Origin of the sequence: Hymenobacter cyanobacteriorum (assembly GCF_022631375.1) — a bacterium.
GTDB lineage: Bacteria > Bacteroidota > Bacteroidia > Cytophagales > Hymenobacteraceae > Hymenobacter > Hymenobacter cyanobacteriorum.
In genome coordinates this window covers 225,951-251,545 of the sequence record NZ_JALBGC010000005.1, presented here as the reverse complement: position 1 = coordinate 251,545, position 25,595 = coordinate 225,951, and the positions used below count along the sequence as shown (strand labels likewise).

Sequence of the window (25,595 nt, the reverse complement as noted above, 5' to 3'; positions counted from 1 at the left end):
GCGTTTTCATGCCCGATTCTTCCTCTTCTTCGCTGCCGGCCGGCCTACCCCCGGCGGAAGACCTGCTGCAAACCGTGCTCAGCACCTCCCAGAACGGCATTATGCTGATGCGGCCGGTGTACGACGCGGCGGGCCGCACCATCGTCGACCTGGCCGTGGCCTACCTCAACCCCGCCGCCCAGCAGATGCTGCGGCTGCCGGAGCACCCCGCCGAACCGTTCCTGACGCTGTACCCCACGGCGGAAGCGGCCGGCGTGTTCAGCTTTTACCGCGATGCTTTTTTGAGCGGCGAGGAAGCCCGCCGCCAGAACAACTACCAGCACGACGGCCTCGACGGCTACTACCTGCTGGTGGCCCGGCGGCAGGGCGAAGTGCTGGTGGTGAACTTCACCGACACCAACGACCAGGCCCGCACCACCATCGTGCAGGAGCTGCGCGCCACCCAGGTGCGCGAGCTGGAGGCCCGCGCCGAAACCGAGCGCCAGCGCCAGCAGCTGGAACAGATGCTGCACGACGCCCCGGCCATGATTTGCGTGTTCGACGGCCCGCAGCACGTGTTTCAGTTCGTGAACCCGCCCTACCAGGCGCTGGTGGGCGACCGGCCCCTCGTGGGCAAGCCCATTGCCGAAGCCATGCCCGAGCTGGTGGGCCAGCCCATTTTCGGCCTGCTCGACAGCGTGTACCAGACCGGCGAAACCTTCCGGGCCTCGGAAATGCTGGTGCAGCTCGACCACGACAACGAGGGCCGTCGTGAGCTCGAAAAGCGCTACTATAATTTCATCTACCAGGCCCGGCACAGCCCCCAAGGGCCCATCAACGGCATTTTTGTGTTTGCCTACGATGTGACGCCGCAGGTGCTGGCCCGCCAGGAAGTGCAGGTGCTGAACGAGGAGCTGGCCGCCATCAACGAGGAGCTACGGGCCAGCAACGAGGAGTTCCTGACCAGCAATGCCGCGCTGGCGCTGTCGGAGCAGGCCCTGCAAACGCTCAACCAAGAGCTGGAAACCCGCGTGGCCACCCGCACCCACGAGGCGCAGGCCGCCCGCGCGGAGGCCGAGCGCCAGCGCACCCAATTGCACAGCCTGTTTATGCGCGCCCCGGCGGCCATTTGCATTTTGTCCGGCCCCCAACTAGTGTACGAATTAGTAAACCCCGATTACCAGGCCTTGTTTCCGGGCCGGCCGCTGCTGGGCCAGCCAATTGTGAAGGCCCTGCCGGAAATAGCCGACCACGCGGTATACCGCACGTTCCGCCAGGTGTTTGAAACGGGCATCACGCACGAAGAACCCGGCCTGCTCATTCCCATCCAGCGCCCCGATGGTTCCGGGCTCGAAGACCGGTACTTCAACTACGTTCAGCAGGCCCGCTACGACGAAAACGGCCAGATTGATGGCGTGCTGGTGTTTGCGTTTGAAGTGACGCAGCAGGAGCTGGCCCGTCGGGCCACCGATGCCGCCGCCCAGCGCCTGCGCCTGCTTACGGATGCGCTGCCGGTGCTCATTTCCTACATCGACCGCGAGGAGCGGTACCAGTTCGTGAATCAGTCGTACTACCGCTGGTTCGGCCTTGAACCCGAGATGATGGTGGGCCGCTCGGTGCTGGAAATCCTCGGCCCCGTCGCCCACGCCGCCGCGCAGGGCTACATCAACCAAGCTTTGGCCGGCGAGCGGCTGTCGTTTGAAGTCCGCATGCCCTACCGTGACGACTTCGTGCGCCACATCCACTCCGACTACATTCCCGACGTGCAGGGCGGCGAAGTGCGCGGCTTCTACGCCCTCGTCGCCGACATCACCGAGCAGGTGGAGGCCCGCCAGCACGTGCAGGAGCTCAACGAGGAACTGGCCGCCATCAACGAAGAAATGCTGGCCGCCAACGAGGAGCTGCGCGACACCAACGACCGTCTCAACCACACCAACGTGGACCTGGACACCTTCGTGTACACGGCCTCGCACGACCTCAAAGCCCCAATTGCCAACATCGAAGGCCTCGTGCTGGCCCTGGCCGAGCAGTTGCCCGAAACCACGCGCCAGGATGCCGACATCCGGCATTTGCTGGGCTTGATGAGCGGGTCCGTCACCCGCTTCCAGCGCACCCTCGACCACCTCACCGACGTGAGCAAGCTGCAGCAGGCCCACACCGAGCCCGCCGAAGCCGTGGACCTGCTGGCCCTGGCCGAAGCCGTGCGCCTCGACCTGATGCCCGCCCTCGCCGCCGCCGACGGCCACTTGCTGCTCGACCTCGGCAGCTGCCCCGTGGTGCGTTTCTCGCCCAAAAACCTGCGCAGCATTCTCTACAACCTGCTCAGCAATGCCATCAAATACCGCGCCCCGGGCCGGCCCCCGCGGGTGGTGCTGCGTTCGGCCTGCACCGATGGGCAGGTGCGGCTCGAAGTGCACGACAACGGCCTGGGCCTGACCGAGGAACAGCAGAGCAAACTGTTCGTAATGTTCCGGCGGCTGCACACCCACGTCGAGGGAACAGGCGTGGGCTTATACATGGTGCGCCGCATCGTTGAAAACGCGGGCGGCAGCATTACGGTAGTGAGCCAGCCGGGCGTTGGCAGCACCTTCACGGTGCGGTTGCCCGAGCACTTGTAAACCTTGCGTACGTATTTGCCGTAGGCGCAGCCTATGCAAAAGCTACGCAGTGTGCTGTTGGTCGACGACGACCCGACCAATAACTTTCTGAATCAGCGGTTGCTTAGGCGCCTCAATGTGGCCGACCAGGTAGTGGTAGTTGAAAACGGCCAAGAAGCTCTGGCCCTGCTCCAGCCCGCCGGCTCCGACGGCGTGGCCCCGAGCTTCCCATCCCTCATTCTGCTTGATATCCAGATGCCCATTATGAACGGCATCGAGTTTTTGCAGGCTTACCAGGAATTGCCCCCGGCCCAGCGGCGCAACACGACCGTCGTGGTCCTTTCCACTTCCGTCGATGCCCGCGACCTCAGCCGCCTCGACGACCTGCCCGCCGCCGGCCGTCTCAACAAGCCTCTGACGCCGGAAAAAATCGAGCAGGTAATGCAGCTGCATTTCGAGCGCCAGCAGGCTGGCTAGTCAGCCCGGCCCGACGGGCTTCTGCACGCCTCTTTGCCTGCGTTCAGGGATTCGTCATTTGCCCGATGAAGAGAATGGTGCCCGTCGATTTTTCGCGGATGAGGAACAGAAACGGGCGGTCAATCATCACCGCCTGCGGCAGCGAAGTCGTGACAATTCCCACCGACGTTACCGCCGCGGCCTCGGTGCCCTCTTCGTTCACGTCCAGAAACGTCTTGTGCTTCACCTGGCTGATGGCCAGGCCCGGTCCACCTCCGGCCAGCATGCGGCCAAAATTGGCCTGGCCCGAGAAGGCCACGCCCATGCCCAGCTGCGTGAGGGCCTGGTTGAGCGACTTCTCGTATTCGAGCCGGAACTTGGGCAGGCGCAGTTCCTGGCCGGTCGAGTCGGCCGCCGCCAGCCAGGCATTGAGTTGGGTGCGCGTAAGGCGGCCGGCCACGCTGGCCAGTGTATTCTGCCCCTGCGGCACCACCAGCGTCATGCTGAAGCGGCGGTTGCCGTAGGGCAGGTCAATAACCAGTTGCTGGGCATCGTGGTAGCGGTGGTAGCGGCCGGTTTTCAGGCTCATGAAATCCTTGGTAGCTGTGCTGCCGTTTTCGCGGTAGAAGGGCCCGGGGCGGGTGTCCTGCGGGTCGAAGCGGTAGGTCCAGCTACCCTTGAAGTAGAGGGCGTTAATCAAATACATCACGTCGTCGGCCGTCGTGCCGTCAACAATGCTGGGGATTTTGCCGCGCGTTTGCGTATTCACCCAGCCGTTTATCAGGTCTTTCGCGGTGGGCGAGGCGAAGTTCACGCCCTGCACCGTGGCCCCGAAATACTGCTGATTGGCTTGCACAAACGGCGCCTGCAGCTGGTACTGCTGCCCGTACCAGATGGAGTTGCCCGTGGTGAACGTCACCTTCGGGTCGAGCCCGCCAAGCAGGGCAAACACGCTCTGGAACGACTCGTTGATTTCGGTATCGGTTTGCGGCTGGAAACCCAGCGTCTGCTTCATATCGGCCTTGGTACTGCCGTCGGCTCCGTTGTAGGCCATCGTCAGGGCCGCCGAAATGCTGAGCGGCGAGATGCACAGGTTGTCGGCCGGAGCCTTGCCGCGCAGCGCCTCGAAAGCCCGGAAAGCGAAGTCGTTGGCGCTGGCTACGGTGTTGCGCTCGGCGCCGGTGAGGGCGCGCGTGGGCAGGGCCACCGGGTCGGGCACGGCCACATCGGCCTTGTGGCAGGCGGAGGCCAGCAGCAGCACCCCGGCCAGCAGGCTCAGCCCGGAAGATTGTCGAATAGCAGTGAGCATGGAGCAGAAAGCAGTAAGGGTTATAAGCTAGGCCGCGAGCACCGCCGCCACTAAAATGCCTGACCGGCCAGCCCGGCCAATGGTTGCAGCCCGCCGGCTGGCTAATTTTTTTAGCCGTACTTTACGGCATGATTGAAGAACTGAAGAGCCCCACCGGCCGCGTCTACCTCACCATCGACACGGACACGACCAACCGCTGGGTGTTCGTGGACTGGATGGGCTACCTCACCGCCGACAGCATCCGGACCGGGGCGGCTGCCTACACCAGCGCGTTGGCCAAATCGAAGTTCAACTGCGTGCTGAACGACACCCGCTCGGTGCGCGGCCCCTGGGACCATTCCATGGACTGGGTCATCAACACCTGGGCCCCCAACGCCGCCGCCGCCGGCCTCAAGTACTTCGCCCTCGTTTCCACGCCCGAGTCGCTGGCCGATGGCTCGGCCGCCAATTTCTACGCCCAGCTCACTGCCTTCCACGCCGAAGTATTCGATAACCTGAGCACCGCCCGCGCCTGGCTGCACCGCATGCAGGCGCAAGGCTAGAATCTGGAGAGGAAGCCCCGGCAAAGAATAAATAGAACGTCATGCTGAGCGAAGTCGAAGCATCTCTACCGCAATAGTAAATAGATTACTTGCGCGGTAGAGATGCTTCGACTTCGCTCAGCATGACGTTCTTCAATTGATACTTGATGCGCTGGTTTTCAGCTCAAAAACCCCAACCCTACGCCGCCAGCGGCAGGCTCTTGCGGCTATACCGCTCCCGGTACGCCAGCGGCGACACGCCCGTAATGCGTTTGAACAGCGTGCGGAAGGCCTTGGTATCGGAATAGCCCACCGAATACATCACCTCGCTCACGTTTTCGCGCGAGGTTTCGAGGCTCATTTTGGCGGCTTCGATTTTCACGCGCTGCACGTATTCGGCCACCGAGTTGCTGGTGGCTTTCTTGAAGCGGCGCTCGAAATTGCGGCGGCTCAGGCAGCTTTGGGCGGCCAGTTCGTCCACCGAAAGCTTCTCGGCAAAGTGCTGCTCGATGAACTCCTGGGCTTTTTTGATGGGTTCGTCGTCGTGGTCCTTCTGGCCCCGGAAGATGACGAACGGCGACTGGCTGCGCCGGCCAATGTCAATCTGAAACACCTTGGCGCAGCACACGGCCATGTCGCGGCTCACGAACTTCTCCACCAGGTACAGCACCAGGTTGAGGTAGGAATAGGCCCCGCCGCTGCTGTAGAGGCCCTGCTCGTCGGTTATCACCTGCTCGGCCACGAGGTGCACGGCCGGGTACATGGCCGCAAACTGCGGCGCGCCCAGCCAATGGGTGGCGCACTGGCGGCCGTCCATGAGGCCGGTGGCAGCCAGCAGAAATGCGCCCAGGCACAGGCTGGCCACTTCGGCCCCGTGGGCGTGCTGGCCGGCAATCCAGGCAATGAGGTCGTGATTCAGGGCCACGGCTTCGGCCAGGTCGCCGTGCGGGGCCGGAATGATGATGAGGTCGGTGCGGAAATCCTCGTCGATGGTGCGGTGGGCGTGCAGCGTGAACAGGCCCCGGTTGAAGGTTTTGTGCTTGGTGAGGCCCACCAGCTCAATCTGGAAGGCGGGCGGCTGGCCCGCGCCCGCCAGCAGGTCGTTCACTTGGCTCAGCACCTTGTGCGGCCCCTCGATGCTGCCCACCACCGCATCGCCGGCCGGCACCAGAATAGAAACATGTTTCATGGCTCAAATGTAGGCATTGGCCTGTCGTATTCAGCCCCCTATTTGGGCGCAATTCACCCCTTGCACCCCGGCATTTTGCTAATACATTTGCTAAACCAGTTAGACAAAAACAAACCAGCCTTCACCTTCTCATCTCAACCGAACGCCATGAAACCTCGCACCACCGCCCGCCTCTATTGGACGCTCACCATTATCTTCTGCCTGATGATGATAGCCGACGGCATTGCCGGCCTTATGCACGAGCAAAACGGCGTCACCGCCATGAAGCAGCTCGGCTACCCAATCTACATCATGGACATCACGGGCGCGGCCAAAATCCTGGGCGCGCTGGCCCTGCTCCAGCACAAGTACCGCATGCTAAAGGAATGGGCATTTGCCGGCTTCGCCATCGACTTCGTTGGAGCGGCTGCCTCGGTAGCGCTGGCCGGCATGGGTTTCGTGGCCACGCTGCCCGCGCTGGTGCTGACGGCCGTGCTTTTCGGCATTTATTTCCTGTGGAAGCGCTACCTCATCAGCCGCACCCAAATGGCCAGCGCTTATGAACCGGAAGCCGCTTTTGCGACTCCGGCGGCGGCTACGCTGTAGTGGCGCTATTTCTATTACAGAACGGTGGTGGAACGGTCATGCTGAGTTTGTCGAAGCATCTCTCCTGAACGCAATTGATGATGGCTGCAACGAAGCGGTAGAGATGCTTCGACAAGCTCAGCATGACCGTTCTTGCCTGGCCTCATACCCAATCAATAATCATTCAACCAATCATTCATCAACCCCCAAACCTCCCAATCACATGGCCTCTCTCAGTCCCCACATCGCATTTCCCAACGGCACCTGCCGCGAAGCCCTCTCCTTCTACCACAGCTGCCTGGGCGGCGAGCTCAATCTGATGCGCGTCGGCGATTCGGGTATGGCCGAGCACATGCCCGCCGAAGCCCAGGACCAGATTATGCACGGCACCCTCACCACCGATTCGTTCGTGCTCATGGCCTGCGACGCGCTCGATACCCGCCGCCCATTCGCGCCCGGCAACAACATCGCCATGTGCCTGGATTGCCGCAGCGACGAGGAAATCAACACTCTTTTTGCTAAGCTGGGCGAAGGCGGCACCGTCGTCGACCCGCTGGCGGATATGTTCTGGGGCGGTAAGTTTGGCACGCTCATCGACCGGTTCGGCACGGAGTGGCTGTTCAATTTTGGCAAGACCGCCGGCGAATAATTGGCTTTTTATTCCTTTCCCATGAGCAAAGTAATTGCCGCCGAATACCTCACGCTCGATGGCGTGATGGAAAACCCGGCCTGGACCGCCCCCTATTTCAACGACGAGCTGGGCGAGTTTCAGGGCGAGCTGATGGCTTCCAGCGATGCCCTGCTGCTGGGCCGCGTCACCTACGAGGCGTTTGCCGGCGTGTGGCCCAAAATGCCCGATGCCCCCGGGGCCGAGCGCATGAACAGCCTGCCCAAATACGTGGCTTCGCGCACCCTGCACACGGCCGAGTGGAACGCCAGCATCATTCAGGGCGACGTGGCTGCCGAAGTGGCCCGCCTGAAGCAGGAGCCCGGCCAGAACCTGCTCATTTTCGGCAGCGGCCAGCTGGTGGAATACCTGCGCCAGCACGGCCTGATTGACGAATACCGCCTCATGATTTTTCCGGTGGTGCTGGGCAGCGGCAAGCGGCTTTTTGCGGAAGCGCCTACCGATTTCAAGCTAAAATCGTCGCACACCACCAGCACGGGCGTGCTGGTGCTCACCTACCAACCGGCTACTGCCTGATTTTTATGGACTTTAAGCTGGAGCTCATCCCCGTGCCGGTGGCCGACATCGACCGCGCCAAAGCCTTTTACACCGAGCAAGTCGGCTTCCGGCTCGACCACGACGTGCGGCCCGGCGCCACGGTGCGCGTGGTGCAGCTCACGCCGCCGGGCTCGGGCTGCTCCATCGTGCTGGCCGAGGGGCTGGCGGGGCTGGCCATGCCGGCCGGCTCGTTGCGCGGCCTGCACCTGGTGGTGGCCAACATTGCCGCCGCCCGCGCCGAGCTGGCCGGCCGGGGCGTGGCCATGGGCGAAATTCAGGATATGGGCGGGATTAAGTTTTCCGCTTTCAAAGACCCCGACGGCAATACCTGGACTTTGCAGGAGATTCCGGGGCGGCAGTAGCACGAACTGTGCAGTCGTCATTCCGACGCAGGAGGAATCTGGGTAAAAGCCGCCTGAGCGGATTTACCCAGATTCCTCCTGCGTCGGAATGACCTTTTTTATGCCACCACCGGCAGCGTGAACGAAAACGTGCTGCCGCTGCCCAACTCGCTCTCCACCCACAGCCGGCCGCCCTGCGTGGTGATGAACTCGCGGGCAATGCTCAGACCCAGGCCCGAGCCGCCACGGTAGCCGCTTTTGTCGGGCAACTGGGCGAAGCGCTGGAAGATTTTCTCGTGATGCTCCGGCGCAATGCCGGGGCCGTGGTCCTGCACGCTCACCTGCACGAAGGCCCCGGCCAGCGCGGCGCGCACCGTGAGGGCAGCCCCCACCGGCGAGTACCGGATGGCGTTGGCCAGCAGGTTGATGAGCACCCAGGTGGTTTTTTCCACGTCGGCACGGGCTTCAGGCAAGTTTTCGGGCAGTTGCAGGTCGAGGCGCAGCTGCTTGTCGGCGAGCTGGGGCTGCACGGTGGCGGTGGCATAGGCTACCACGTCGGCGAGGCTGGTGGGGCGCACGTCGAGCTGGATGCCGGCGCCCGCGTCGAGGCGCGACACGTCGAGCAGCTCGGCCACCATGCGCTGCAGGCGCTGGGTTTCCTGGCGGATGTAGCCGGTCACGCGCTGGCGCTCGTCGGCGGGCAGGCGCTCATCCTGCAGCAGCTTGGTGTTGAGGTTGATGCTGGAGAGTGGCGTTTTCAGCTCGTGCGACACTGTGGCGAGGAAGTTCGATTTCACCTGGTCGAGTTTCTTGAAATCGGACACGTTGCGCAGGGTGAGAATATGGCCCACGAATTCCGTTTTCTCGGTGGCTTCGTTGAATGACACCAAATCCTGCACCGCCAAGTGGTAGAAGGCTTCTTCGCCGCGCTGGGCAATGTGCAGCAGCGGCGCTTCGGCCACGGCGGCCTCGCGGTTGGGCGCATCCAGCGGCTTTAGCATAGCCTGAAACAGGTCGTTTTCGAGGCGCACGGTGGCGGCGGGTCGGCCCACCAGTTTCTCGACGGGCAGGCCCAGCAACTCGCACAATACCGGGTTGGCCAGCAGAATGTGGCGGTTTTCATCGAGTAAGAGCAGGCCTTCGTCCAGCGTGTTCACGATGCTGGCGGCGCGGTTGCGCTCGGTTATCAGCCCGGCTTCGGTGGAAGTGCGGTACTCGCGCAACTGGCTCAGCATGCGGTTGAAAGCCCGAGCCACTTGGCCGAATTCGTCGTGGCTTTCCTGCGGGATGCTGGCCGAAAAGTCGCGTGCGGTGGCGTGGTCGAGGGCGGCCGTGAGCTTGCGCAGGGGCTGGACGGCAGCCTCGGGCACGCTGCTGGCCAGGGCCAGGGCCAGCAACCCGGCCAGCGTGATGAAGATGAGCAGGTTGCGGTTGGCCTGGTCGGCGCGCTGGTTAGCGGCCTCGGTTTTGCGATTCAGGGCGTCGGTGTTCAAGGCCATCATCTGGTAAGTGAGCCCGCCGAGCGTGTAAGGCTCGGCCGTGATGCCCAGCGGGGAGGGCGGGCCAGCAGTGGCCGCGCGCTGCGTCTGCTGCTGGTGCTGCTTCAGCTGCGCAGTCAGGTCGCGCAGGTCATCAACGACCTGCTGCTCGCCGGGCTCGGTCACGTTGCGGGCCTCGGCATTCAGGGCAGCCACGAAGCGGGCCGTGCCGGCCGTGTCGGCCAGCGGCTGGCGGGCCAGTTGGTCGAGGCTGCGCAGCATGGTCAGGCCCAGATTTACAGAGTACAGGTTGGCCTTGAGCACGTCGCGCGAACTGCGGTCGAGCTGCCGCAGCGAGTAATACGCGTAGCCCCCAATGCTGAGCACCAGCAGCAGCATGGCCAGAAAGCCGAGGTTGATTTTGGTTTTGAGGTTCATGTTTGAAGAACGATGTAGAGACGCAACACTTTGCGTCTCGTCGTTGCTGATGTTGTTTACACTGCACGGTCCCGGTCGTTCAACGACAAGACGCAAAGTGTTGCGTCTCTACATCGTTCAATAACCTCAATACGTCACCAGATACACGTCCAAATCGCTGCCATCGCCCGCCACGGCGCGCAGCAAATCCGACGTCACGCCGCGCCGGCTCAACTGACCCCACCAGTCCTTTTCGCTGGTGATGCCGCAAACCAGCAGCGTGGCGTTTTTCTCGGCTGCCACCCGCCGGATAGCGCCCACCACGTCATCGTCCTTCACGCGCAGAATCTGCGCCCCCAGCTCGGCAGCGAGCTGTAAGTTGTTGAGCAGGTGGCGCTGGGTGGCCAGCCCGATGCGCTCGGCGGTTTCGCGGCCGGTTTGCACATAGAGCACGTACCAGGCGGCGGCCGCGAAACGGTCGGCCAGCCGCGAGGTCTTGCGGATGATTTCCTTGGCTGCCCGGTCGTTGGAGTTGATGCAGGCCAACAGACGGTCGTCGTTGCGACGTTGCGGAGCCACAGCGGGCGCGCCGCCGGCTTCGGATTCTACCTGCCGGCCCAGCAACTGAGCCACCTCGCGCACCGCCAGTCGCCGCAGCTGCAGCAGGTTTTCGGCCTGGAAAAAGTTGGCCAGCGCGGTGGGCACCTTGGCCGGGTCGTAGATTTTGCCTTCCTCCAGGCGGGTACGCAGCTCACCCACGGTCAGGTCCACGTTCACTACCTCATCGGCCTGCTTCAGGAGTTGGTCGGGGATGCGCTCGGTCACGTCGGTGCCCGTTATTTTCAGCACCTGGTCGTGCAGGCTTTCGAGGTGCTGTACATTCACGGCCGTAATCACCGAAATGCCCTGCGCCACGAGGTATTCCACATCCTGCCAGCGCTTCTCATGGCGTGAGCCGGGCACGTTGCTGTGGGCCAGCTCATCCACGATGACGACCTGTGGCCGGCGCTGGATGATGGCCTCCACGTCCATTTCCTCTACCGCGTGGCCTTTGTAAAAAACCTGCTTGCGGGGCAGCGATGGCACGTTTTTCAATTCGGCCACGGTGCCGGCGCGGCCGTGGGTTTCGATGTAGCCGATGAGGACATCGACGCCGTGCTGGTGCAGGTCGTGGGCTTCCTGCAGCAGGCGGTAGGTTTTGCCCACGCCGGCGGCCAGACCCAGGTACACCTTCAGCGTGCCGCGCCGCCGCGCCTGCACCAGACGCAGGAACCGCTCGGCGGATTGGTCGCGGGGGTCGGCAGCGATGGGGTTCATGAGGAATGGTAGGGTGCGGGGCTTGTCCCCGCCCGTCGTTGAACGGAATCGTTGTAACAGTGTGAACGACGGGCGGGGGCAAGCCCCGCACCCTACCTCGCTTTAAAACGACAGCGCAATGCTCGTCGTCACGTTGCCGTAGCTGCGGTTATCCGCATTGTCGGTCCGTGCAAATACGCCTCGCATCCCGTTCAGATACCGGCCCTCTACCCGAAACACCACGTTGCTGGCCGGCAGGTAATCAAGGTTGAGGGAGCCGCCGGCTACGCGAAAATCACTGTCCAGTCCCGCCGGCATGATGCTGCGGATGATGACGCCGCGCTCGGCGTAGTAGTATTCGCCGCGCAGCGTGGCCGAGAACTTATCGGCCAGCTTCTGCTTCACAAACACCGAAGCGGCGTGCCAGGTATCGTATTTCTCGCTGCTCTCGCCGCGCTGCTTGCCCACATCAAACACCGCGTCCAGGCTGGTGCGCTCCGAAGCCGCGTAGGTGAGGTAAAAATCGTGGAAATAGCGCCGGCGAATGGGCGAGCCCACGGCCTGCTCGTTGCCATAAAAGGTGCTGCTGTTGATAAGCAGCTTGTCCGACGGCTTCCACTGAATCTGGGTGCCGAGAGCTTTGGCCTGGTTGGTTTCGCGGATGTTCTGCCAGCCGTTCAGTACCAGTCCGGTCAGCGTCAGCTTGGGGCCGACTTCGTAGGTGAAGCGCGCGCCGGATTCGTAATACGGCGAATTCTCGGCCATAATGGAGCGCGTCAGCGTCCAGTTATCCTTCGAAATAGACGACTCAAACCCGATGTGCGAACCGAAAATGCCCATGTCGAGCCAGGCCTTGGCAAAAGGCCGGAAACCCGCGTAGGCCTCGTACACGTGCCGCAGCACCGGGTCTTCGTTGGCATAGTTGGCGCTCACGTAGGTGCCGGCGTGCAGGCCCACAGCCCCGCGCACCTTGCCGTCGTCGTAGCGCACACCCACGAGGCCCTGGTTGATGGTGAACTCGTTCTGGCGGCCGTGCGAGTACAGGAAAGCCTGCCGGTCGTTGTCGTTGGCGTGGTCGAAATCGTAACCGTAGTAGGCATCCACGAAGCCATAGTAAGTGAGCGGGCCGGGCGTGGTAATGGGCGCAACGGGTGCGGCGGGCGTCGGCACGGCCAGAGCCGGGTCGGTGGTGGGGGCCGTTTGGGCCAGGGCAGCACTCGTGCACAAGACTGCGAGAGCGGGAGTTAGAAGATTTTTCATGGAAAGCTGGCCCGCATCAGGCGGACCAAAGAGAATAGAAAGCCGCAGATGACACGGCCATTAAATCGAATTTCAGGCAAACCTATTACAGCCCGGCCAGCGCATCCAGCGCCAGGTTTAGTTTGAGCACGTTCACGTGGTCGGGGCCGAGGGTACCGGGCTCGATTTGCTGCTGCACCAGGGCACGCACGCGAGCTTCCGGCAGCCGGCGGGCGCGGGCCACGCGAGCCACCTGCACCAGCGCCCCGGCGGGCGACAGGTGCGGGTCGAGCCCCGAGCCGCTGGCCGTTATCAGTTCAGCGGGCACGTCGGCGGCTTTCACGCCGGGGTTTTGCAGGAGGAAGGTATCGAGCCGGGCCTTCACCACGGCGAGGTATTCGGGGTTGCTGGGGCCTTTGTTCGAGCCGGAGCTGGCATCGGCGTGGTAGTCGGCCGCCGAGGGGCGCGAGTTGAAATACTCGGGCCGGTCGAACTTCTGGCCCACGTTGGCGAAGCCCACCACGCGGCCGTGGCGGCTGATTTGCACGCCCTCGCCGTGGCCGGGGGCCAGTTGGGCAGCGACGGTGATGAGAGCAGGGTACAGCCCACAGCACAGCACCAGCATGACGAGGGTGAGGCGAAGGGCGGAAAGGAGTTGGGTTTTCATTGGTCTTTTACAGATGTAATTTTGATTTATGCTCGAAAGCCCGATTCCAAATAATCAAGTGGTTACCGTGATGGTAGCACAAACCACGTTTGCCGTGCTCACAATACTTGGGCGGCGTTACCGCGTCGATTATCTGGAGAAAGCCGAAGCACGTCTTAAGCCAGGTGTGCGGGGAGAGTTTGTAATTTGTTCAGAGCATCCATTGCTTCTTGGCTACAACAGCCGCAGCGCTACTGTATATATCAACTCAAAGCCACAAGAGCCGGAGGAGCTTTTTTTCAGGATTCGAGAACAAATTCAAGCTGGATTCCAGGGATGGCGTGACTGGCGCTGTGTGTTATTTGGGAAAGGAAAAGGCGGTGAAAATCTGCTCCGCAAGAACTTGACCGACGGGTCGGGGATGTTGTTAGAAAGCGCCCCAGTGACGATTGCAAAAGCTGTCATCGCTACTTGTGCTGAACATGGGGTTTCAACTTATATCATCGGCGGCCTCAACGAAGACGCACCAGCCATTCCAAAATATCACCTGCTACTTATCGGTGACGGCTACGTCATTGCGCAGGATTTTCGCTTTACCGAGGTTTTTCACAAGAATATTCCCACTAGCAAGTCCAGCACCTTAATCCCGATAAACGGCACCACCACCCCGCCCAGGCCATAAATCAGCAGATTCCGGCGCAGCAGGGCCGAGGCGCCCACCGGCTTATAGGCCACGCCTTTCAGCGCCAGCGGTACCAGCGCGGGGATGATGAGGGCGTTGAAAATCACGGCCGAGAGAATGGCCGACTGCGGCGACTTTAGGCCCATGATATTCAGCGCGCCCAGAGCTGGAATGGCCACCATGAACAGCGCCGGCACGATGGCGAAGTATTTGGCCACGTCGTTGGCGATGGAGAAAGTAGTGAGCGTGCCGCGCGTCATCAGCAGCTGCTTGCCGATTTCGACCACTTCGATGAGCTTGGTGGGGTCGTTGTCGAGGTCGACCATGTTGCCGGCTTCCTTGGCGGCCTGGGTGCCCGAGTTCATGGCTACTCCTACGTCGGCCTGGGCCAGGGCGGGGGCGTCGTTGGTGCCGTCGCCCATCATGGCCACCAGTTTGCCCTGCTGCTGCTCGGCGCGGATGTACTGCATCTTGTCCTCGGGCTTGGCTTCGGCGATGAAGTCGTCGACGCCGGCTTTTTCGGCGATGAATTTCGCGGTGAGTGGGTTGTCGCCGGTCACCATTACGGTTTTGATGCCCATGTTGCGAAGCCGCGCAAACCGCTCCTGGATGCCGGGCTTGATGATGTCCTGCAATTCCACTACGCCCAGCACCCGGTCGTCCTGGCTCACCACCAGCGGGGTGCCGCCGTTGCTGGCCACGGTTTTCACGCGGTCGGCCACATCGTCGTGGTAGGCGTGGCCGGCGGCTTCGGCCAGCTTGCGGATGGCATCGGCCGCGCCCTTGCGGATGCGGGTGCCGCCGGCCAGCGTGACGCCGCTGCTGCGGGTTTCGGCGGTAAATTTGATGAGCTCGGCCCCATTCAGGCGGCTTTGCAGCTGCGTGGGGTCCACTTTGTGGTCGCGGGCCAGCTCCACGATGCTCTTGCCCTCGGGGGTTTCGTCGGTAAGGGAGCTCACCGTGGCCTGCTCGATGAACTCCTGCATGCCTACGCCGGGGGCGGGCCAGAAGTGCGTAGCCTTGCGGTTGCCGATGGTGATGGTGCCGGTTTTGTCGAGCAGCAGCACGTCGATATCGCCGGCCGTTTCCACGGCCTTGCCGCTCTTGGTGATGACGTTGGCGCGCAACGCCCGGTCCATGCCGGCGATGCCGATGGCCGAGAGCAGCCCGCCGATGGTGGTCGGAATCAGGCACACAAACAGCGCAATAAACGAGGCCACGGCAATGGGCGTTTTCGAGTACTCCGCGAAGGGCTGCAAGGTCACGCACACAATCACGAAGACCAGCGTAAAGCCCGCCAACAGGATAGTGAGGGCAATTTCGTTCGGCGTTTTCTGGCGCGAGGCGCCTTCCACCAGCGCAATCATCTTGTCGAGAAACGACTCGCCCGGCGCGGTCGTCACCTGCACCACAATGCGGTCGGAAAGCACCTTGGTGCCGCCCGTGACGCTGGATTTATCGCCTCCCGCCTCCCGAATCACGGGCGCGGATTCGCCGGTAATGGCCGACTCGTCGATGGTAGCTAGGCCTTCGATAATCTCGCCGTCGGTGGGAATAATCTCGCCGGCTTCGACCACGAAAACCTGGCCTTTTTGCAACTGTGCCGAGTTCACGGCCTGCAGCTGGCCATTTTCGAGGCGCACGTTGGCGGGCGTATCCTGACGGGTTTTGCGGAGCGAATCGGCTTGGGCTTTGCCCCGCGCCTCGGCAATGGCCTCGGCGAAATTGGCGAACAGCAGCGTCAGAAACAGCACCACGAACACCGTGCAGTTGTAGCCGAAGCTGCCCTGCGCCGCATCGGGCCGGAAGAGCAGGCCGATGGTGACGAGGAACATCACCACCGTCCCGATTTCCACGGTGAACATCACCGGGTTGCGGAACATGGTGCGCGGGTCGAGCTTGACGAAGGCCTGGCCGACGGCTTCGCGGACTAGCGCGGGTTGAAAGAGGGATTGGGATTTCATTTTAGCTATTAGCTGACAGCTGTTAGCTGCTAGCTTTATGTTCAAGAAAATAGCAGAGGAAGTAACCGTTGAGCTAACAGCTAATGGCTGACAGCTAGCAGCTAAAAATCAATACAGCGTAAAATGCTCGGCCAGCGGCCCCAGGGCCAGCGCGGGGAAGAAGGCCAGCGCGGCGATAATCCAAATCACGAAGAAGACCATCACGCCGAACGTAGCGGTATCCACGCGTAGGGTGCCAGCGCTTTCGGGGATGTACTTTTTGCGGGCCAGCAGGCCGGCAATGGCCACCGGGCCGATGATGGGCAGGTAGCGGGCCAGTATCATCACCACGCCGGTGCTGATGTTCCACCACGGCGTGTTGTCGCCCAGGCCCTCGAAGCCCGAGCCGTTGTTGGCGGCCGAGGAGGTGAATTCGTAGAACATTTCCGAGAAACCGTGGTAGCCGGGGTTGGCCAGCCAGCCGGCGTATTCGGTGGGGTTGCCGGCGTAGAGGTGGGCCGACATGGCCGTGCCGGCCAGAATGAGCAGCGGGTGCAGCAGGGCCACGATGATGGCAATTTTCATCTCCCGCGCCTCAATCTTCTTGCCCAGCAATTCCGGCGTCCGCCCCACCATCAGCCCCGAGATGAACACGGCAATAATCACGAACACGAAGAAGTTCAGAAAGCCCACCCCCACCCCGCCGTAAAAGGCGTTGGTCATCATGCCCAGCAGCTCGGCCATGCCCGACACCGGCATGTGCGAGTCATGCATTGAGTTCACCGAGCCACAGCTGATGACCGTGTTGGTGATGCCCCAGTAGGCCGAGGCCGCCGCGCCGAAGCGCACTTCCTTGCCTTCCATCGCGCCCAGGCTCTGGTCGGCCCCCATATGGGTAATAGCAGGGTTGCCGTGCATCTCGTAGTACACTGTGGGGGCCAGCAGCAGCAGGAAGCCCACCGTCATCACGCCCATTACCATGTAGGAGAGCCGGGGCCGCTTCAGGTAGTAGCCGAAGGCAAACACCATGGCCAGCGGAATGAGCACGAGCGCAAAATTCTCGACGGCGTTGGTGAGGTAGGTGGGGTTTTCGAGCGGGTGCGCCGAGTTGGCCCCGAAGAAGCCGCCGCCGTTGGTGCCCAGCTCCTTGATGGCAATCATGGCGGCGGCCGGGCCGCGGCTCACGTTCACCGAGTCGCCCTGCACGGTCACGATGGGCGCCTTGCCGGTCCAGTTCATGGGCGTGCCCTGAAACACCAGCACCAGGGCCACCACCGTGGCAATGGGCAGCAGCACGCGGGTAATGCTCTTCACGAAGTAGTCGTAGAAGTTGCCCAGCTTCTCGGTGGTGCCCTCTTTCAGGGCGTTGAACACGACCACGCAGGCGGCCATGCCGGTAGCCGCCGTCACAAACTGCAGAAAGGTGATGGCGAACAGCTGGGAGAAGTACGTCGCGCCCGACTCGCCTGAGTAGTGCTGCAAATTGCAGCTCACCAGAAAGGAAATGGCCGTGTTGAAGGCCTGGTCGGGCGTCATGTTGGGGTTGTGGTCGGGGTTGAGCGGCAGGCTGCCCTGGAAGCAGAACACCAGCATGGCCCAGACAAACCAGGCCAGATTGATGGTGAGCAGCGCCCCGAGGTGCTGCTGCCAGGTCATGCCGCGCTTGGCGTCGATGCCGCCCGCGCGGAACAGCAGCCGCTCCAGCGGCGCGAGGAAATCGGTCCAGCTTTTTTCGCCGCGGTAAATGGTGGCCAGGTAGCGGCCCAGCGGCAGCGCCAGCAGCATCGTGCTGCCGAAAATGAGCAGGATGCCGAGGAGTTCTTTGTTCATCATGGTGGGTTAGGGTCTCAACTGAACGTCATGCAGAGCGTAGCGAAGCATCTTGCCAGAGGCAGCAATTCAATCGTGGCCACGACCGTGAATAGTGGTGGCACGCGAGATGCTTCGCTGCGCTCTGCATGACCTTTCATCGTTAAAATTTCTCCGGTTTCAGCAGCACGTAGCCCAGGTAGGCAAACGTGGCGACGGATAGCACAAGCAGGGCGAGCATCATGGCGCGGACGGGGGTTAGATGTGGTCGAAAAAATCGACCGATTTGTAAAAGACCCAGAAGCAGCCGAGGCCGGCGGCGTACAGAATCGGGATGAAGAGCAAGGGAGCCATAGGGCAGTCGATTGTTGAGGTGTGCCGGCCCCCTCGCCAAACCTGTTCCGCCTTTCCGTCGAGCCAATAATTTCTCTCCAACACCCTTATTCACAGCGAATAAAATTTTAATTTATTCAAATCCAGAAAGCCCCAAACGCAGAAAACCGGGTCATTCTGACCCGGTGCGGCGGTCAGAATAACCCGGTTTCTTCCGTTTCAGCAGCGGCTAAAGCGCTGGCTGCGGCAGCTACTTTATCAGCTTTGCCAGGGTAGCGCCCAGCTCTGCGCCGCGCAGGTTGGTGGCGACAATTTTGCCATCGGGACCCACTAAGTAATTCTGCGGAATGGACCGCACGCCGTAGCGCTGGGCGACGGCATTTTCCCAGCCTTTCAGGTCGGATACCTGCGTCCAGGCTAAGTGGTCATCCTGAATGGCTTTCAGCCATTTTGCGCGCTCTCCTGGCTTGTCGAGCGATACTCCCAGGATGTCGAAGTTACGGTCCTTGTATTGGTTGTATACTTTGGTGACGGCCGGATTTTCGGCCCGGCAGGGGCCGCACCAGCTGGCCCAGAAATCAACCAGCACGTACTTGCCGCGGTAGTCGGACAGGCTCACGGTTTTGCCATCGGGGGTGTTCTGGCTGAAGATGGGTGCGGGCTGGCCCACGCTCACTTCTTTTAGCGCCCGCACCATGTTGCCGTAGTCGCGGCCCTGCGGCGTGTTCTTAAGGGCCGGGTTAAGCGCTTCGTAAAGAGGCCCTACGGTAACGTATTGGGGTAGCTCCAACATGCGTACGCCCAACAGCGCATCCAGGCTGGCCATCGAGTTGGGGTTGTCTTTGACAAAAGCGTAATTGGTCTGCACAATTTCCTTATTCAAGGCCTCAAAACGCGCCTGCATCTGCTCCCGAAAGCCGGGAGCCTGACGTTGGGCCTCGGTCATTTTCTGAACTTCGGCACCTGTTGCGTTCATGCGAGCCAAAGTCGGCTTCATCATCGCATCCAGCCGCAAGTAGTCGGCCATTGTTGGGCCGCCTTTCACGGCAGCGTGGGCCAGCGAATCCGGGCTGGTAATGGTCACGGTGCCGGGTTCCAGATAGATGCGGGTTTGGTCGCGATAGGACCGCATAAAGTCGCCCAGGCGGCCACTGCGACGGAGTATGACGTCGGCAATAACAGGCACCTGAGAAGTGCCTTTCAACTCGAACGTGCCGCTTTTCAGCGTTGCCGAATCCGTTATGGTCATTCCCTGCAACAGGTACACTTTGGCCGGGGCGGTTATCGTCCGGGCCAACTGGCCTTTCACGGTGCAAGTGAATGAAGTTTGGGCCTGGGCCAGGCAAGGCAGGGCCAGCAGCGCAACGAGTAGGGGCTTGCTCATGGAGTGGAATGGAGGGTTGGACGAGTTTCCTAACGCATATGGTCGGCCAGCTATTGCTCTAACGCACAGAATTGTATAGTGGCTATAAATACCTGAGCAACTGCCTACAGCCCGTACTCCTGAATCTTGCGGTAAAGCGTTTTGGTGCCGATGCCGAGCTGGCGGGCGGCTTCCATCTTGTTGCCGCCGGTGTCGATCAGCACCTGCCGAATCTGGCGTTTTTCCTGGGTGCGCAGGGTGCGGTCGGTGGCCTCGTCGAGGCCCGGCGCGGGCAGAATGTGGTGGAATTCGGGCGGCAGGTCGTCCACGGTCAGGGTGTCGCCGTCGGCGAGGATGGCGGCGCGCTCCAGCACGTTCTTCAGTTCGCGCACGTTGCCGCGCCAGTCGTGGGCGCGCAGCTGGGCCAGCACGTCGGGCCCGAGGCCGTGCAGGCGGCGGCGCAGCTTGGCGGCGAAGAACTGCAGGAAATAGTTAGCCAGCTCGGGCACGTCGTCGCGCCGCTCGTTCAGGCCCGGCACGGGCACCGTGAACACGGCCAGGCGGTAGTAGAGGTCGGGCCGAAAATTACCGGCCTCGGCCTCCTGGCGCAGGTTGCGGTTGGTGGCGGCCACAATGCGCACATCGATGCTGGTGGGCCGGGTGTCGCCGAGCTTGGTGAACTGCCGCGTCTCCAGCACCCGCAGGAACTTGGCCTGCACGTTCAGCTCCAGTTCGCCAATCTCATCCAGAAAAATGGTGCCGCCGCTGGCTTCTTCCAGCAAGCCCTTTTTGTCGGCCAGCGCCCCCGTAAAGGCGTCTTTCTTGTACCCAAACAGCTCCGATTCCAGCAAATCCTTCGGAAAAGCCGAGCAGTTCACGGCCACAAACGGCTTGCCGCGCCGCGGGCTGGCCTGATGGATGGCCTGGGCAAACAGCTCCTTGCCCGCGCCGGTGGGGCCTTCCAGCAGCACGGTGCTGTCGGTGGGCGCGGCGCGCTGGGCCAGCTTTTTGGCCTGTTCCAGGGCCGGCGCGTGCCCAATCATTGAGTCGAAGCTGTACTGGGTACCGACTTTTTTTTCCAAATCGGCCACGCGGCGCTGCAGGCGGGCCTTCTCGGCGGCGCGGTCCACTACCACGATGAGCTGGTCGTCGGAGTCGCCCTTGGTGAGGTAGTCGAACGCGCCTTCCTTCATGGCCCGCACGCCGTCCGGAATGGTGCCGTAGGCCGTCATCAGCACCACTTCGGCCAGGGGGGCGAGGGCTTTGTAGCGGGGCAGCAGGTCGAGGCCGCGGCCGTCGGGCAGCTTCACGTCGCTCAGCACCACCAGTATTTCATCGACGTGCTCGCGGAGGGCTTCGAGGCCGCGCATGGCATCGGGGGCCTGGCGCACGGTGTAGCCTTCCAGCTCCAGGGTGCGGGCCACGGCCTGGCGCAGCATGGCTTCGTCGTCGATGAGCAGAATGGTCCCGTTGGGCATGGCGCGAAAGCAAAAGAGGCGCGCAAAGTACGGTTGCCCGTGCCTTGCGCGCCTCTTTTGCTTTTTCAAGTCGTGGCTTGGTTAATCTTTAAGCTTGGGAGGCTTAGGTACCGGGGCAGCCACCACCAGCGTGTTGGCGGGCAGGGGCACTTCGCGCGAGGTTTCGAATTTGGCGGCTTCGGGGTTAGTTTCGTCTACGCGGCGCTGCACCACGCGCAGGTGGCGGGCATCGGGGTGCAGCACGGCCAGGTCCTGGCTGATACCGGCGGCGGCGTCGTAGCTGCGAAAGCCCATCAGCATGCCCTCGGGGAAGTTGGCGGCTTTGGCTTTGTCGCCGGTCACCATGTCGGGCAGGTTCGGAAATTTGCCCAGGTCGATGTCGAGCGGCTGGCTGCCCTGCACCAGCAGGTGCGCCAGCACGCGCGGGTGCTTGGGGTTGTCGGGGTTGGCGGTGGGCTTGAAGCTGAACGAAACCTTCATGGTTTCGGCATCCTTGAGCGCGGGCGCAGCAGCGGGTGCGGGCGCCGTGGCCGCGGCATCGGGCGCCGTGGTGGTAGCCGCGTTGGCCGAGTCGACGGCAATGGGCGTGACGGGCGCGGTATCGGCAGTGGTGGCGGGCTCGGAGGTGGCGGGCGGCGTTTGGTTGCAGCCAGCCAGCAGCACGGCGGCGCTCAGGGCAAAGTAGGCGAGTTTCATAAGTGGCAAATGGGTGAGAATGGCCGGGCAAATTCAGCTCTGCAAGATTAAGCAAAATTGCGCGGGCGGCCATCATTCGCGCCTTTCTCGCTACCACTGCGGCAGCCTATTGCTGCACCTTGCTATTCAGCCACAAAAAAAGCCCCACCGGACTGCGGTGGGGCTTTTCAGAATAACTCCATTTGAAACCGGGCTTACCAGCGGCGGCCATGCCCGCGGCCGTAGCCCCGGCCGTAATACACCGGGCGCGGCGCATAGTACACCGGGCGGGGAGCGTAGTACACGGGGGCCGGCGCGTAATACACCGGCGGGGGCGGCGGCACGGCATACACCACCGGCGGACGGGGGGCATAGTAGCGCGGGCCGTAGTAGGCCCGGGGCGGGTAGCCAAACGAAATATTGGCGCGAACCTGCGCGGCGGCCGGGCGACTAAAGGCGCCGGCCAGCAGCAACATTACCAGCAAATAAAACGAGCGGGTTTTCATGAGATAAGGCGTTTAATGAGTGGACGACAGGTCAATATACGGCACTTAGACGGTGCCCGGACACCAAGGTTTAACGCCGAACGGTATCAAAGCTGGTCTTGGCTGCCAGCTGCAAAATCCGCGCCAACCGGCTACAGCCGAATGCGGTAGGTGGCGTCGGTGGCCCCGCCCAGCAGGCCGTAGCCCTGGCGCACATTGCCGGCCAGCGGGGCGGGCTCGGCAAAGGGGTTGCCGTCGGAGTCATAGTAGCGGCGGTTCGAGAGGTAGAAGTTGTAGGTATCGGCCGTGAGGCTGCTTACCGTCACCTCAATGAAGGCGGGCTGCGGACACGGCCCCTGCGAGTAGCAGCCGGTGCTGTAGCGCACGTCGGTGGCCAGGGTCAGGCGCTCGCCGTTGTGGTTGGTGTCGGCAAAGGGCTGAATGCCGTAGGCCCCGAGGCTGTACTGCTGTTGCGCGCTCGATAGCTGAAACTGGTCGATACTGGCCGCATTGGCTTGGCTGTCGCGGTCGGCTTCTACCGTGCCATAGCTATAGGGCTGGCCCTGGGCATCGAGCATGCGGGCAAACGCCACGTAATAGTTGGTCGCGTTGGGGTCGTCGCGCACGGTTACTGTCAGCCGGCCAGTTGCGTAGTAGCCACCACCGGCGGAGGTAGTGCGGGCCTGGTAAGCCGCGCTTTCGATGGTCGGCGCCGCCGGCAGCGTGAGCGAGCTTTCGGCCGTTTCGAGGCCGGGCAGGGTGGCCCGCAGCGTGTAGGGCTGCCCCGGCTGGGGCCGGAACCCCAGCACCGGACGGTAGTAGCCGGGGGTGCCGCCGTAGCCCGACGCGTAGTTATCGGCAATGGGGCGGTAGCGCTCCACCACGCGGCCACTCGCATCGCGCAGCTCCACAGCGGCATCGGGCCGCCCGTTGAGCTGGTCGGTGCTGAACACGCGCTGGCTGTTGCTCACGTAGAGCTGCCGCTGCCGAAACAGCTCAACAAACGACGAGTCCAGCGGGGCGGGCGTGAGAACGTAGAACAGCGACACCCGCGGCGTGTGCGGCGGCTCGGGCAGGTTGGTGGCCGTTTCGCAGCCGGCGAGGGCGAGGGCGGTGAGGAAGACAGAGCGGCTGGTTTTCATTGGAAAGAAGAATCAAAAGCGTGCGTCATTCTGAGCGCACTAAAACCGGAACGTTTTGCTGAACGAGGGCAGAATGGGAAACAGCGACACCTGCCGGTAGCTGGGGGCGGTGGCACCCGCCGCCCGGCCCAGGTAGATGAAATAAGGGTTGTGCCGGTTGTAGGCGTTGTACACGCTGATGCTGTTCACGACTTCGCCCCACTTCTTCTTTTTGGTGTGGCTCAGGTCGAGGTCGAGGCGGTGGTAGGCGGCCATGCGGTAGCTGTTGCGCGGGCCGTAGTCGTCGTAGGTGGCGTAGGGGCCCAGCTGGTAGCGGCCCTGGGCCAGCGTCACGGCGTTGCCGGTGCCGTACACAAAGGTGCCCGACAGCGTGAGGCGGTTGTTGAACTCGTGGATGACGACCAGCTTGAAATCGTTGCGCCGGTCGTACTTGTAAGGATACAGCTGGCCCTGGTTCAGTTCGGCGAAGCGGCGGTTGCTCCAGGCCAGGGTGTAGCCAATCCAGCCGGTGGTGCGGCCGGTTTTCTTCTGCAGGAATAGCTCGGCCCCGTAGGCCCAGCCCTGCCCGCTCGTGATTTTGCTCTCGTAATTGTCGTCGGTCGTCCCAATGAAATCCGCCCCTTCCCGAAACTCCACCAGGTTCTGCATGGGCTTGTAGTAGGTTTCCACGCTGAACTCGAAATCTTCGCCACCGTAGCGCAGGTTGCGGGCCGCCCCCAGGCTGAACTGCTGCGCTTTTTGGGGCAGCGTGCGGGCCGTGCTGGGCACCCACAGGTCGGTGGGCAGGCCAATGCCGCTGTTGGTGAGCAGGTGCACGTACTGCGTGGTGCGGGCGTAGGCGGCCTTCAGGGCCCAGTCCTCGGTGAGCAGATAGCGGGCCGACACGCGCGGCTCGAGGCTGGGGTACAGCTTTTTTTCCACCAGAAAGCTGTTCAGCCGCAGGCCCACGTTCACCTTCAGGCGGTCGGTCAGCTTCACATCGTCTTCGGCATACAGGCTGGCCTCGTTGGCCCCGATGTTGCGGCCGGTGGCCTGGTTATCGGCGGGGTTGGTGCTGTTCGCCGTTTGCATGGCCCCGGGCCGGAACTGGTGCCGGATGTACTGCCCGCCAAAGCGCACGTAGTGGTTGGGATTGGGCACGTAGTCGAAATCCAGCTTTGCGCTCACGTCCTGAATGTTGGACAGGTAGTTCAGCGAGAACTTGTCGGTCTGGGCCTGGCCGTTGGTGGTGTAGCGGTCCTCCTGCGTGATGCCCACATCGAACTGGTAGCGCGTGTAGGTGAGGTGGGTGTTGAGAAACAGCCGGTCGTTGATGATGTGGTTCCAGCGCAGCGCCGCAATGCGGTTGCCCCACCCCAGGGCGTTGTTTTGCAGGCTGTAGTCGCCGTTGCCGCGGGTGCTTTTGTCGTCGGCGTAAAACTCGTCGCGGCCAAAATAGCCGCTCAGGTACAGGCGGTCGCGCGGGCTCAGCTTCCAGTTCAGCTTGCCGTTCAGGTCGTAGAAGTAGTAGCCGGCGGTGGCCCCGTCGGTCTGGGCTTTGATGAGGGGCCGGGCCAGGATATCGATGTAGGTGCGGCGGGCCGAGAAGATGAACGAGGCCGTGTCCTTCTTGATGGGCCCTTCCAGGGTCAGGCGCGAGGCAATCAGGCCGATGGCGCCTTCGCCGTGCAGCTTCTGCATGTTGCCTTCCTTCATCGTAATGTCGAGGACAGACGACAGCCGCCCGCCGTAGCGCGCCGGAAACCCGCCCTTTATCAGCTCCACGTTCTTGATGGCATCGGCGTTGAACACCGAGAAGAAGCCGAACAGGTGCGAGGCGTTGTAGATGGGCGTGCCGTCGAGCAATATCAGGTTCTGGTCGGGCGAGCCGCCGCGCACGTAGAGGCCGCTGCTGCCCTCGCCGCCGGCCTGCACGCCGGGCAGCAGCTGCAGCGCCTTCAGCACGTCGGTTTCGCCAAACAGGGCAGGTAGCAGCTTAATTTGCTTCACCGGGATGTTGATGGTGCCCATGCGCGTGCTTTCGGCAATTTTCTCCTCGCGGCTGCCCACCACTTCCACGCCCGCCAGCTCGGCCGACGACGGCTTCAGCCGAAAGTCGTAGGTGAAGCTGCGCTCGGCTTTGCGCGTCAGCCGCAGCTTCTCGTAGCCCAGCGCCGACACCAACAGCCGCACCGAATCGGGCGCGGCGGCCAGCGTGAGCGAGTAGAAGCCGTAGGTGTTGGTGCTGGTGCCCTGGCCGCTGGCCGGGTGCACCACGGCCACGCCGGGCAGGCTTTCGCCGGTAGCCCCGTCGCGCACGTAGCCGCTGATGGTGAGCCGATTGGGTTGTTGCGCCAGCGCCGTAGTCGCGCCCAGCAACGCCACGCTGCTGAGCGCGGCCATCCGGAAAAGTGTTTTCATGCAGCAGAAAAGGTGGAAAGGAACCGGC

23 protein-coding genes are annotated in these 25,595 nt (G+C 62.5%); 8 read left to right on the top strand and 15 right to left on the bottom strand.

Going from position 1 to position 25,595, the window contains the following annotated elements:
* The first annotated feature begins 8 nt into the window (after window positions 1-8).
* Together MON38_RS18920 and MON38_RS18915 are read left to right on the top strand one after the other, a co-directional pair.
* Entirely contained in the window at window positions 9-2,597 is a 2,589-nt protein-coding gene (locus MON38_RS18920) for a PAS domain-containing protein (protein WP_241937726.1), read from the top strand.
* Window positions 2,598-2,630: 33 nt separating this feature from the next.
* Entirely contained in the window at window positions 2,631-3,053 is a 423-nt protein-coding gene (locus MON38_RS18915) for a response regulator (protein WP_241937725.1), read from the top strand.
* Between the two features lie 43 nt (window positions 3,054-3,096).
* Here the strand turns inward: MON38_RS18915 and MON38_RS18910 are convergent, their stop codons facing one another.
* Entirely contained in the window at window positions 3,097-4,341 is a 1,245-nt protein-coding gene (locus tag MON38_RS18910) for a serpin family protein (RefSeq protein WP_241937724.1), read from the bottom strand.
* Window positions 4,342-4,469: 128 nt separating this feature from the next.
* Between MON38_RS18910 and MON38_RS18905 the strand changes: the two genes are divergently transcribed.
* On the top strand, window positions 4,470-4,883 hold the full coding sequence (locus MON38_RS18905; RefSeq protein WP_241937723.1) for an STAS/SEC14 domain-containing protein: 414 nt from the start codon (window positions 4,470-4,472) through the stop codon (window positions 4,881-4,883).
* A 178-nt stretch (window positions 4,884-5,061) separates the two neighbouring features.
* Here MON38_RS18905 and MON38_RS18900 read toward each other — a convergent pair whose 3' ends face one another.
* Window positions 5,062-6,051: a GlxA family transcriptional regulator gene (locus MON38_RS18900; protein WP_241937722.1), complete on the bottom strand. Its 990-nt coding sequence runs from the start codon at window positions 6,049-6,051 to the stop codon at window positions 5,062-5,064.
* Between the two features lie 147 nt (window positions 6,052-6,198).
* Here MON38_RS18900 and MON38_RS18895 point away from each other — a divergent pair, with 147 nt between their 5' ends.
* The 4 genes from MON38_RS18895 (at window position 6,199) to MON38_RS18880 (ending at window position 8,202) form a co-directional block, all read left to right on the top strand.
* On the top strand, window positions 6,199-6,636 hold the full coding sequence (locus MON38_RS18895) for a DoxX family protein (protein WP_241937721.1): 438 nt from the start codon (window positions 6,199-6,201) through the stop codon (window positions 6,634-6,636).
* 202 nt (window positions 6,637-6,838) lie between these two features.
* A complete protein-coding gene (locus tag MON38_RS18890) occupies window positions 6,839-7,264 on the top strand; it encodes a VOC family protein (RefSeq protein ID WP_241937720.1) in 426 nt (141 codons plus the stop codon).
* Between the two features lie 21 nt (window positions 7,265-7,285).
* Window positions 7,286-7,819: a dihydrofolate reductase family protein gene (locus MON38_RS18885; RefSeq protein WP_241937719.1), complete on the top strand. Its 534-nt coding sequence runs from the start codon at window positions 7,286-7,288 to the stop codon at window positions 7,817-7,819.
* Between the two features lie 5 nt (window positions 7,820-7,824).
* The gene (locus tag MON38_RS18880) at window positions 7,825-8,202 is read left to right on the top strand and encodes a VOC family protein (RefSeq protein ID WP_241937718.1); all 378 of its coding nucleotides are present in this window, start codon (window positions 7,825-7,827) and stop codon (window positions 8,200-8,202) included.
* A gap of 98 nt (window positions 8,203-8,300) precedes the next feature.
* On the opposite strand, the gene MON38_RS18875 is transcribed toward MON38_RS18880, so the two are convergent.
* The 4 genes from MON38_RS18875 to kdpC form a co-directional block, all read right to left on the bottom strand.
* On the bottom strand, window positions 8,301-10,097 hold the full coding sequence (locus MON38_RS18875; RefSeq protein WP_241937717.1) for a HAMP domain-containing sensor histidine kinase: 1,797 nt from the start codon (window positions 10,095-10,097) through the stop codon (window positions 8,301-8,303).
* A gap of 126 nt (window positions 10,098-10,223) precedes the next feature.
* On the bottom strand, window positions 10,224-11,393 hold the full coding sequence (locus MON38_RS18870; protein WP_241937716.1) for a sensor protein KdpD: 1,170 nt from the start codon (window positions 11,391-11,393) through the stop codon (window positions 10,224-10,226).
* Window positions 11,394-11,495: 102 nt separating this feature from the next.
* Window positions 11,496-12,599 carry a porin gene (locus tag MON38_RS18865; protein WP_241937715.1) on the bottom strand — a complete coding sequence of 368 codons (1,104 nt, stop codon included), beginning with the start codon at window positions 12,597-12,599 and terminating at the stop codon, window positions 11,496-11,498.
* A 118-nt stretch (window positions 12,600-12,717) separates the two neighbouring features.
* Window positions 12,718-13,278, bottom strand: coding sequence for a potassium-transporting ATPase subunit KdpC (gene kdpC / locus MON38_RS18860; RefSeq protein ID WP_241937714.1), 561 nt, complete (start codon window positions 13,276-13,278; stop codon window positions 12,718-12,720).
* A 28-nt stretch (window positions 13,279-13,306) separates the two neighbouring features.
* Between kdpC and MON38_RS18855 the strand changes: the two genes are divergently transcribed.
* Complete coding sequence (locus MON38_RS18855) at window positions 13,307-13,939, top strand: hypothetical protein (RefSeq protein ID WP_241937713.1); 633 nt, start codon at window positions 13,307-13,309, stop codon at window positions 13,937-13,939.
* Here MON38_RS18855 and kdpB read toward each other — a convergent pair.
* The 9 genes from kdpB to MON38_RS18815 form a co-directional block, all read right to left on the bottom strand.
* Window positions 13,864-15,903: a potassium-transporting ATPase subunit KdpB gene (gene kdpB, locus MON38_RS18850; protein WP_241937712.1), complete on the bottom strand. Its 2,040-nt coding sequence runs from the start codon at window positions 15,901-15,903 to the stop codon at window positions 13,864-13,866. The two genes, MON38_RS18855 and kdpB, sit on opposite strands and share 76 nt — an antisense overlap.
* A 108-nt stretch (window positions 15,904-16,011) precedes the next feature.
* Window positions 16,012-17,712, bottom strand: a complete 1,701-nt coding sequence (kdpA, locus tag MON38_RS18845) for a potassium-transporting ATPase subunit KdpA (protein WP_241937711.1) — start codon at window positions 17,710-17,712, stop codon at window positions 16,012-16,014.
* Window positions 17,713-17,854: 142 nt separating this feature from the next.
* The gene (kdpF, locus tag MON38_RS23025) at window positions 17,855-17,932 is read right to left on the bottom strand and encodes a K(+)-transporting ATPase subunit F (protein WP_422388757.1); all 78 of its coding nucleotides are present in this window, start codon (window positions 17,930-17,932) and stop codon (window positions 17,855-17,857) included.
* 342 nt (window positions 17,933-18,274) lie between these two features.
* On the bottom strand, window positions 18,275-19,408 hold the full coding sequence (locus MON38_RS18840) for a TlpA disulfide reductase family protein (protein ID WP_241937710.1): 1,134 nt from the start codon (window positions 19,406-19,408) through the stop codon (window positions 18,275-18,277).
* A gap of 104 nt (window positions 19,409-19,512) precedes the next feature.
* A complete protein-coding gene (locus MON38_RS18835) occupies window positions 19,513-20,865 on the bottom strand; it encodes a sigma-54-dependent transcriptional regulator (protein ID WP_241937709.1) in 1,353 nt (450 codons plus the stop codon).
* 81 nt (window positions 20,866-20,946) lie between these two features.
* Complete coding sequence (locus MON38_RS18830) at window positions 20,947-21,561, bottom strand: hypothetical protein (protein ID WP_241937708.1); 615 nt, start codon at window positions 21,559-21,561, stop codon at window positions 20,947-20,949.
* A 194-nt stretch (window positions 21,562-21,755) separates the two neighbouring features.
* Entirely contained in the window at window positions 21,756-22,046 is a 291-nt protein-coding gene (locus MON38_RS18825) for a hypothetical protein (RefSeq protein ID WP_241937707.1), read from the bottom strand.
* Between the two features lie 131 nt (window positions 22,047-22,177).
* Complete coding sequence (locus MON38_RS18820; RefSeq protein ID WP_241937706.1) at window positions 22,178-23,167, bottom strand: DUF4249 domain-containing protein; 990 nt, start codon at window positions 23,165-23,167, stop codon at window positions 22,178-22,180.
* A gap of 39 nt (window positions 23,168-23,206) precedes the next feature.
* Window positions 23,207-25,567, bottom strand: coding sequence for a TonB-dependent receptor (locus MON38_RS18815; protein WP_241937705.1), 2,361 nt, complete (start codon window positions 25,565-25,567; stop codon window positions 23,207-23,209).
* Window positions 25,568-25,595: the final 28 nt, after the last annotated feature.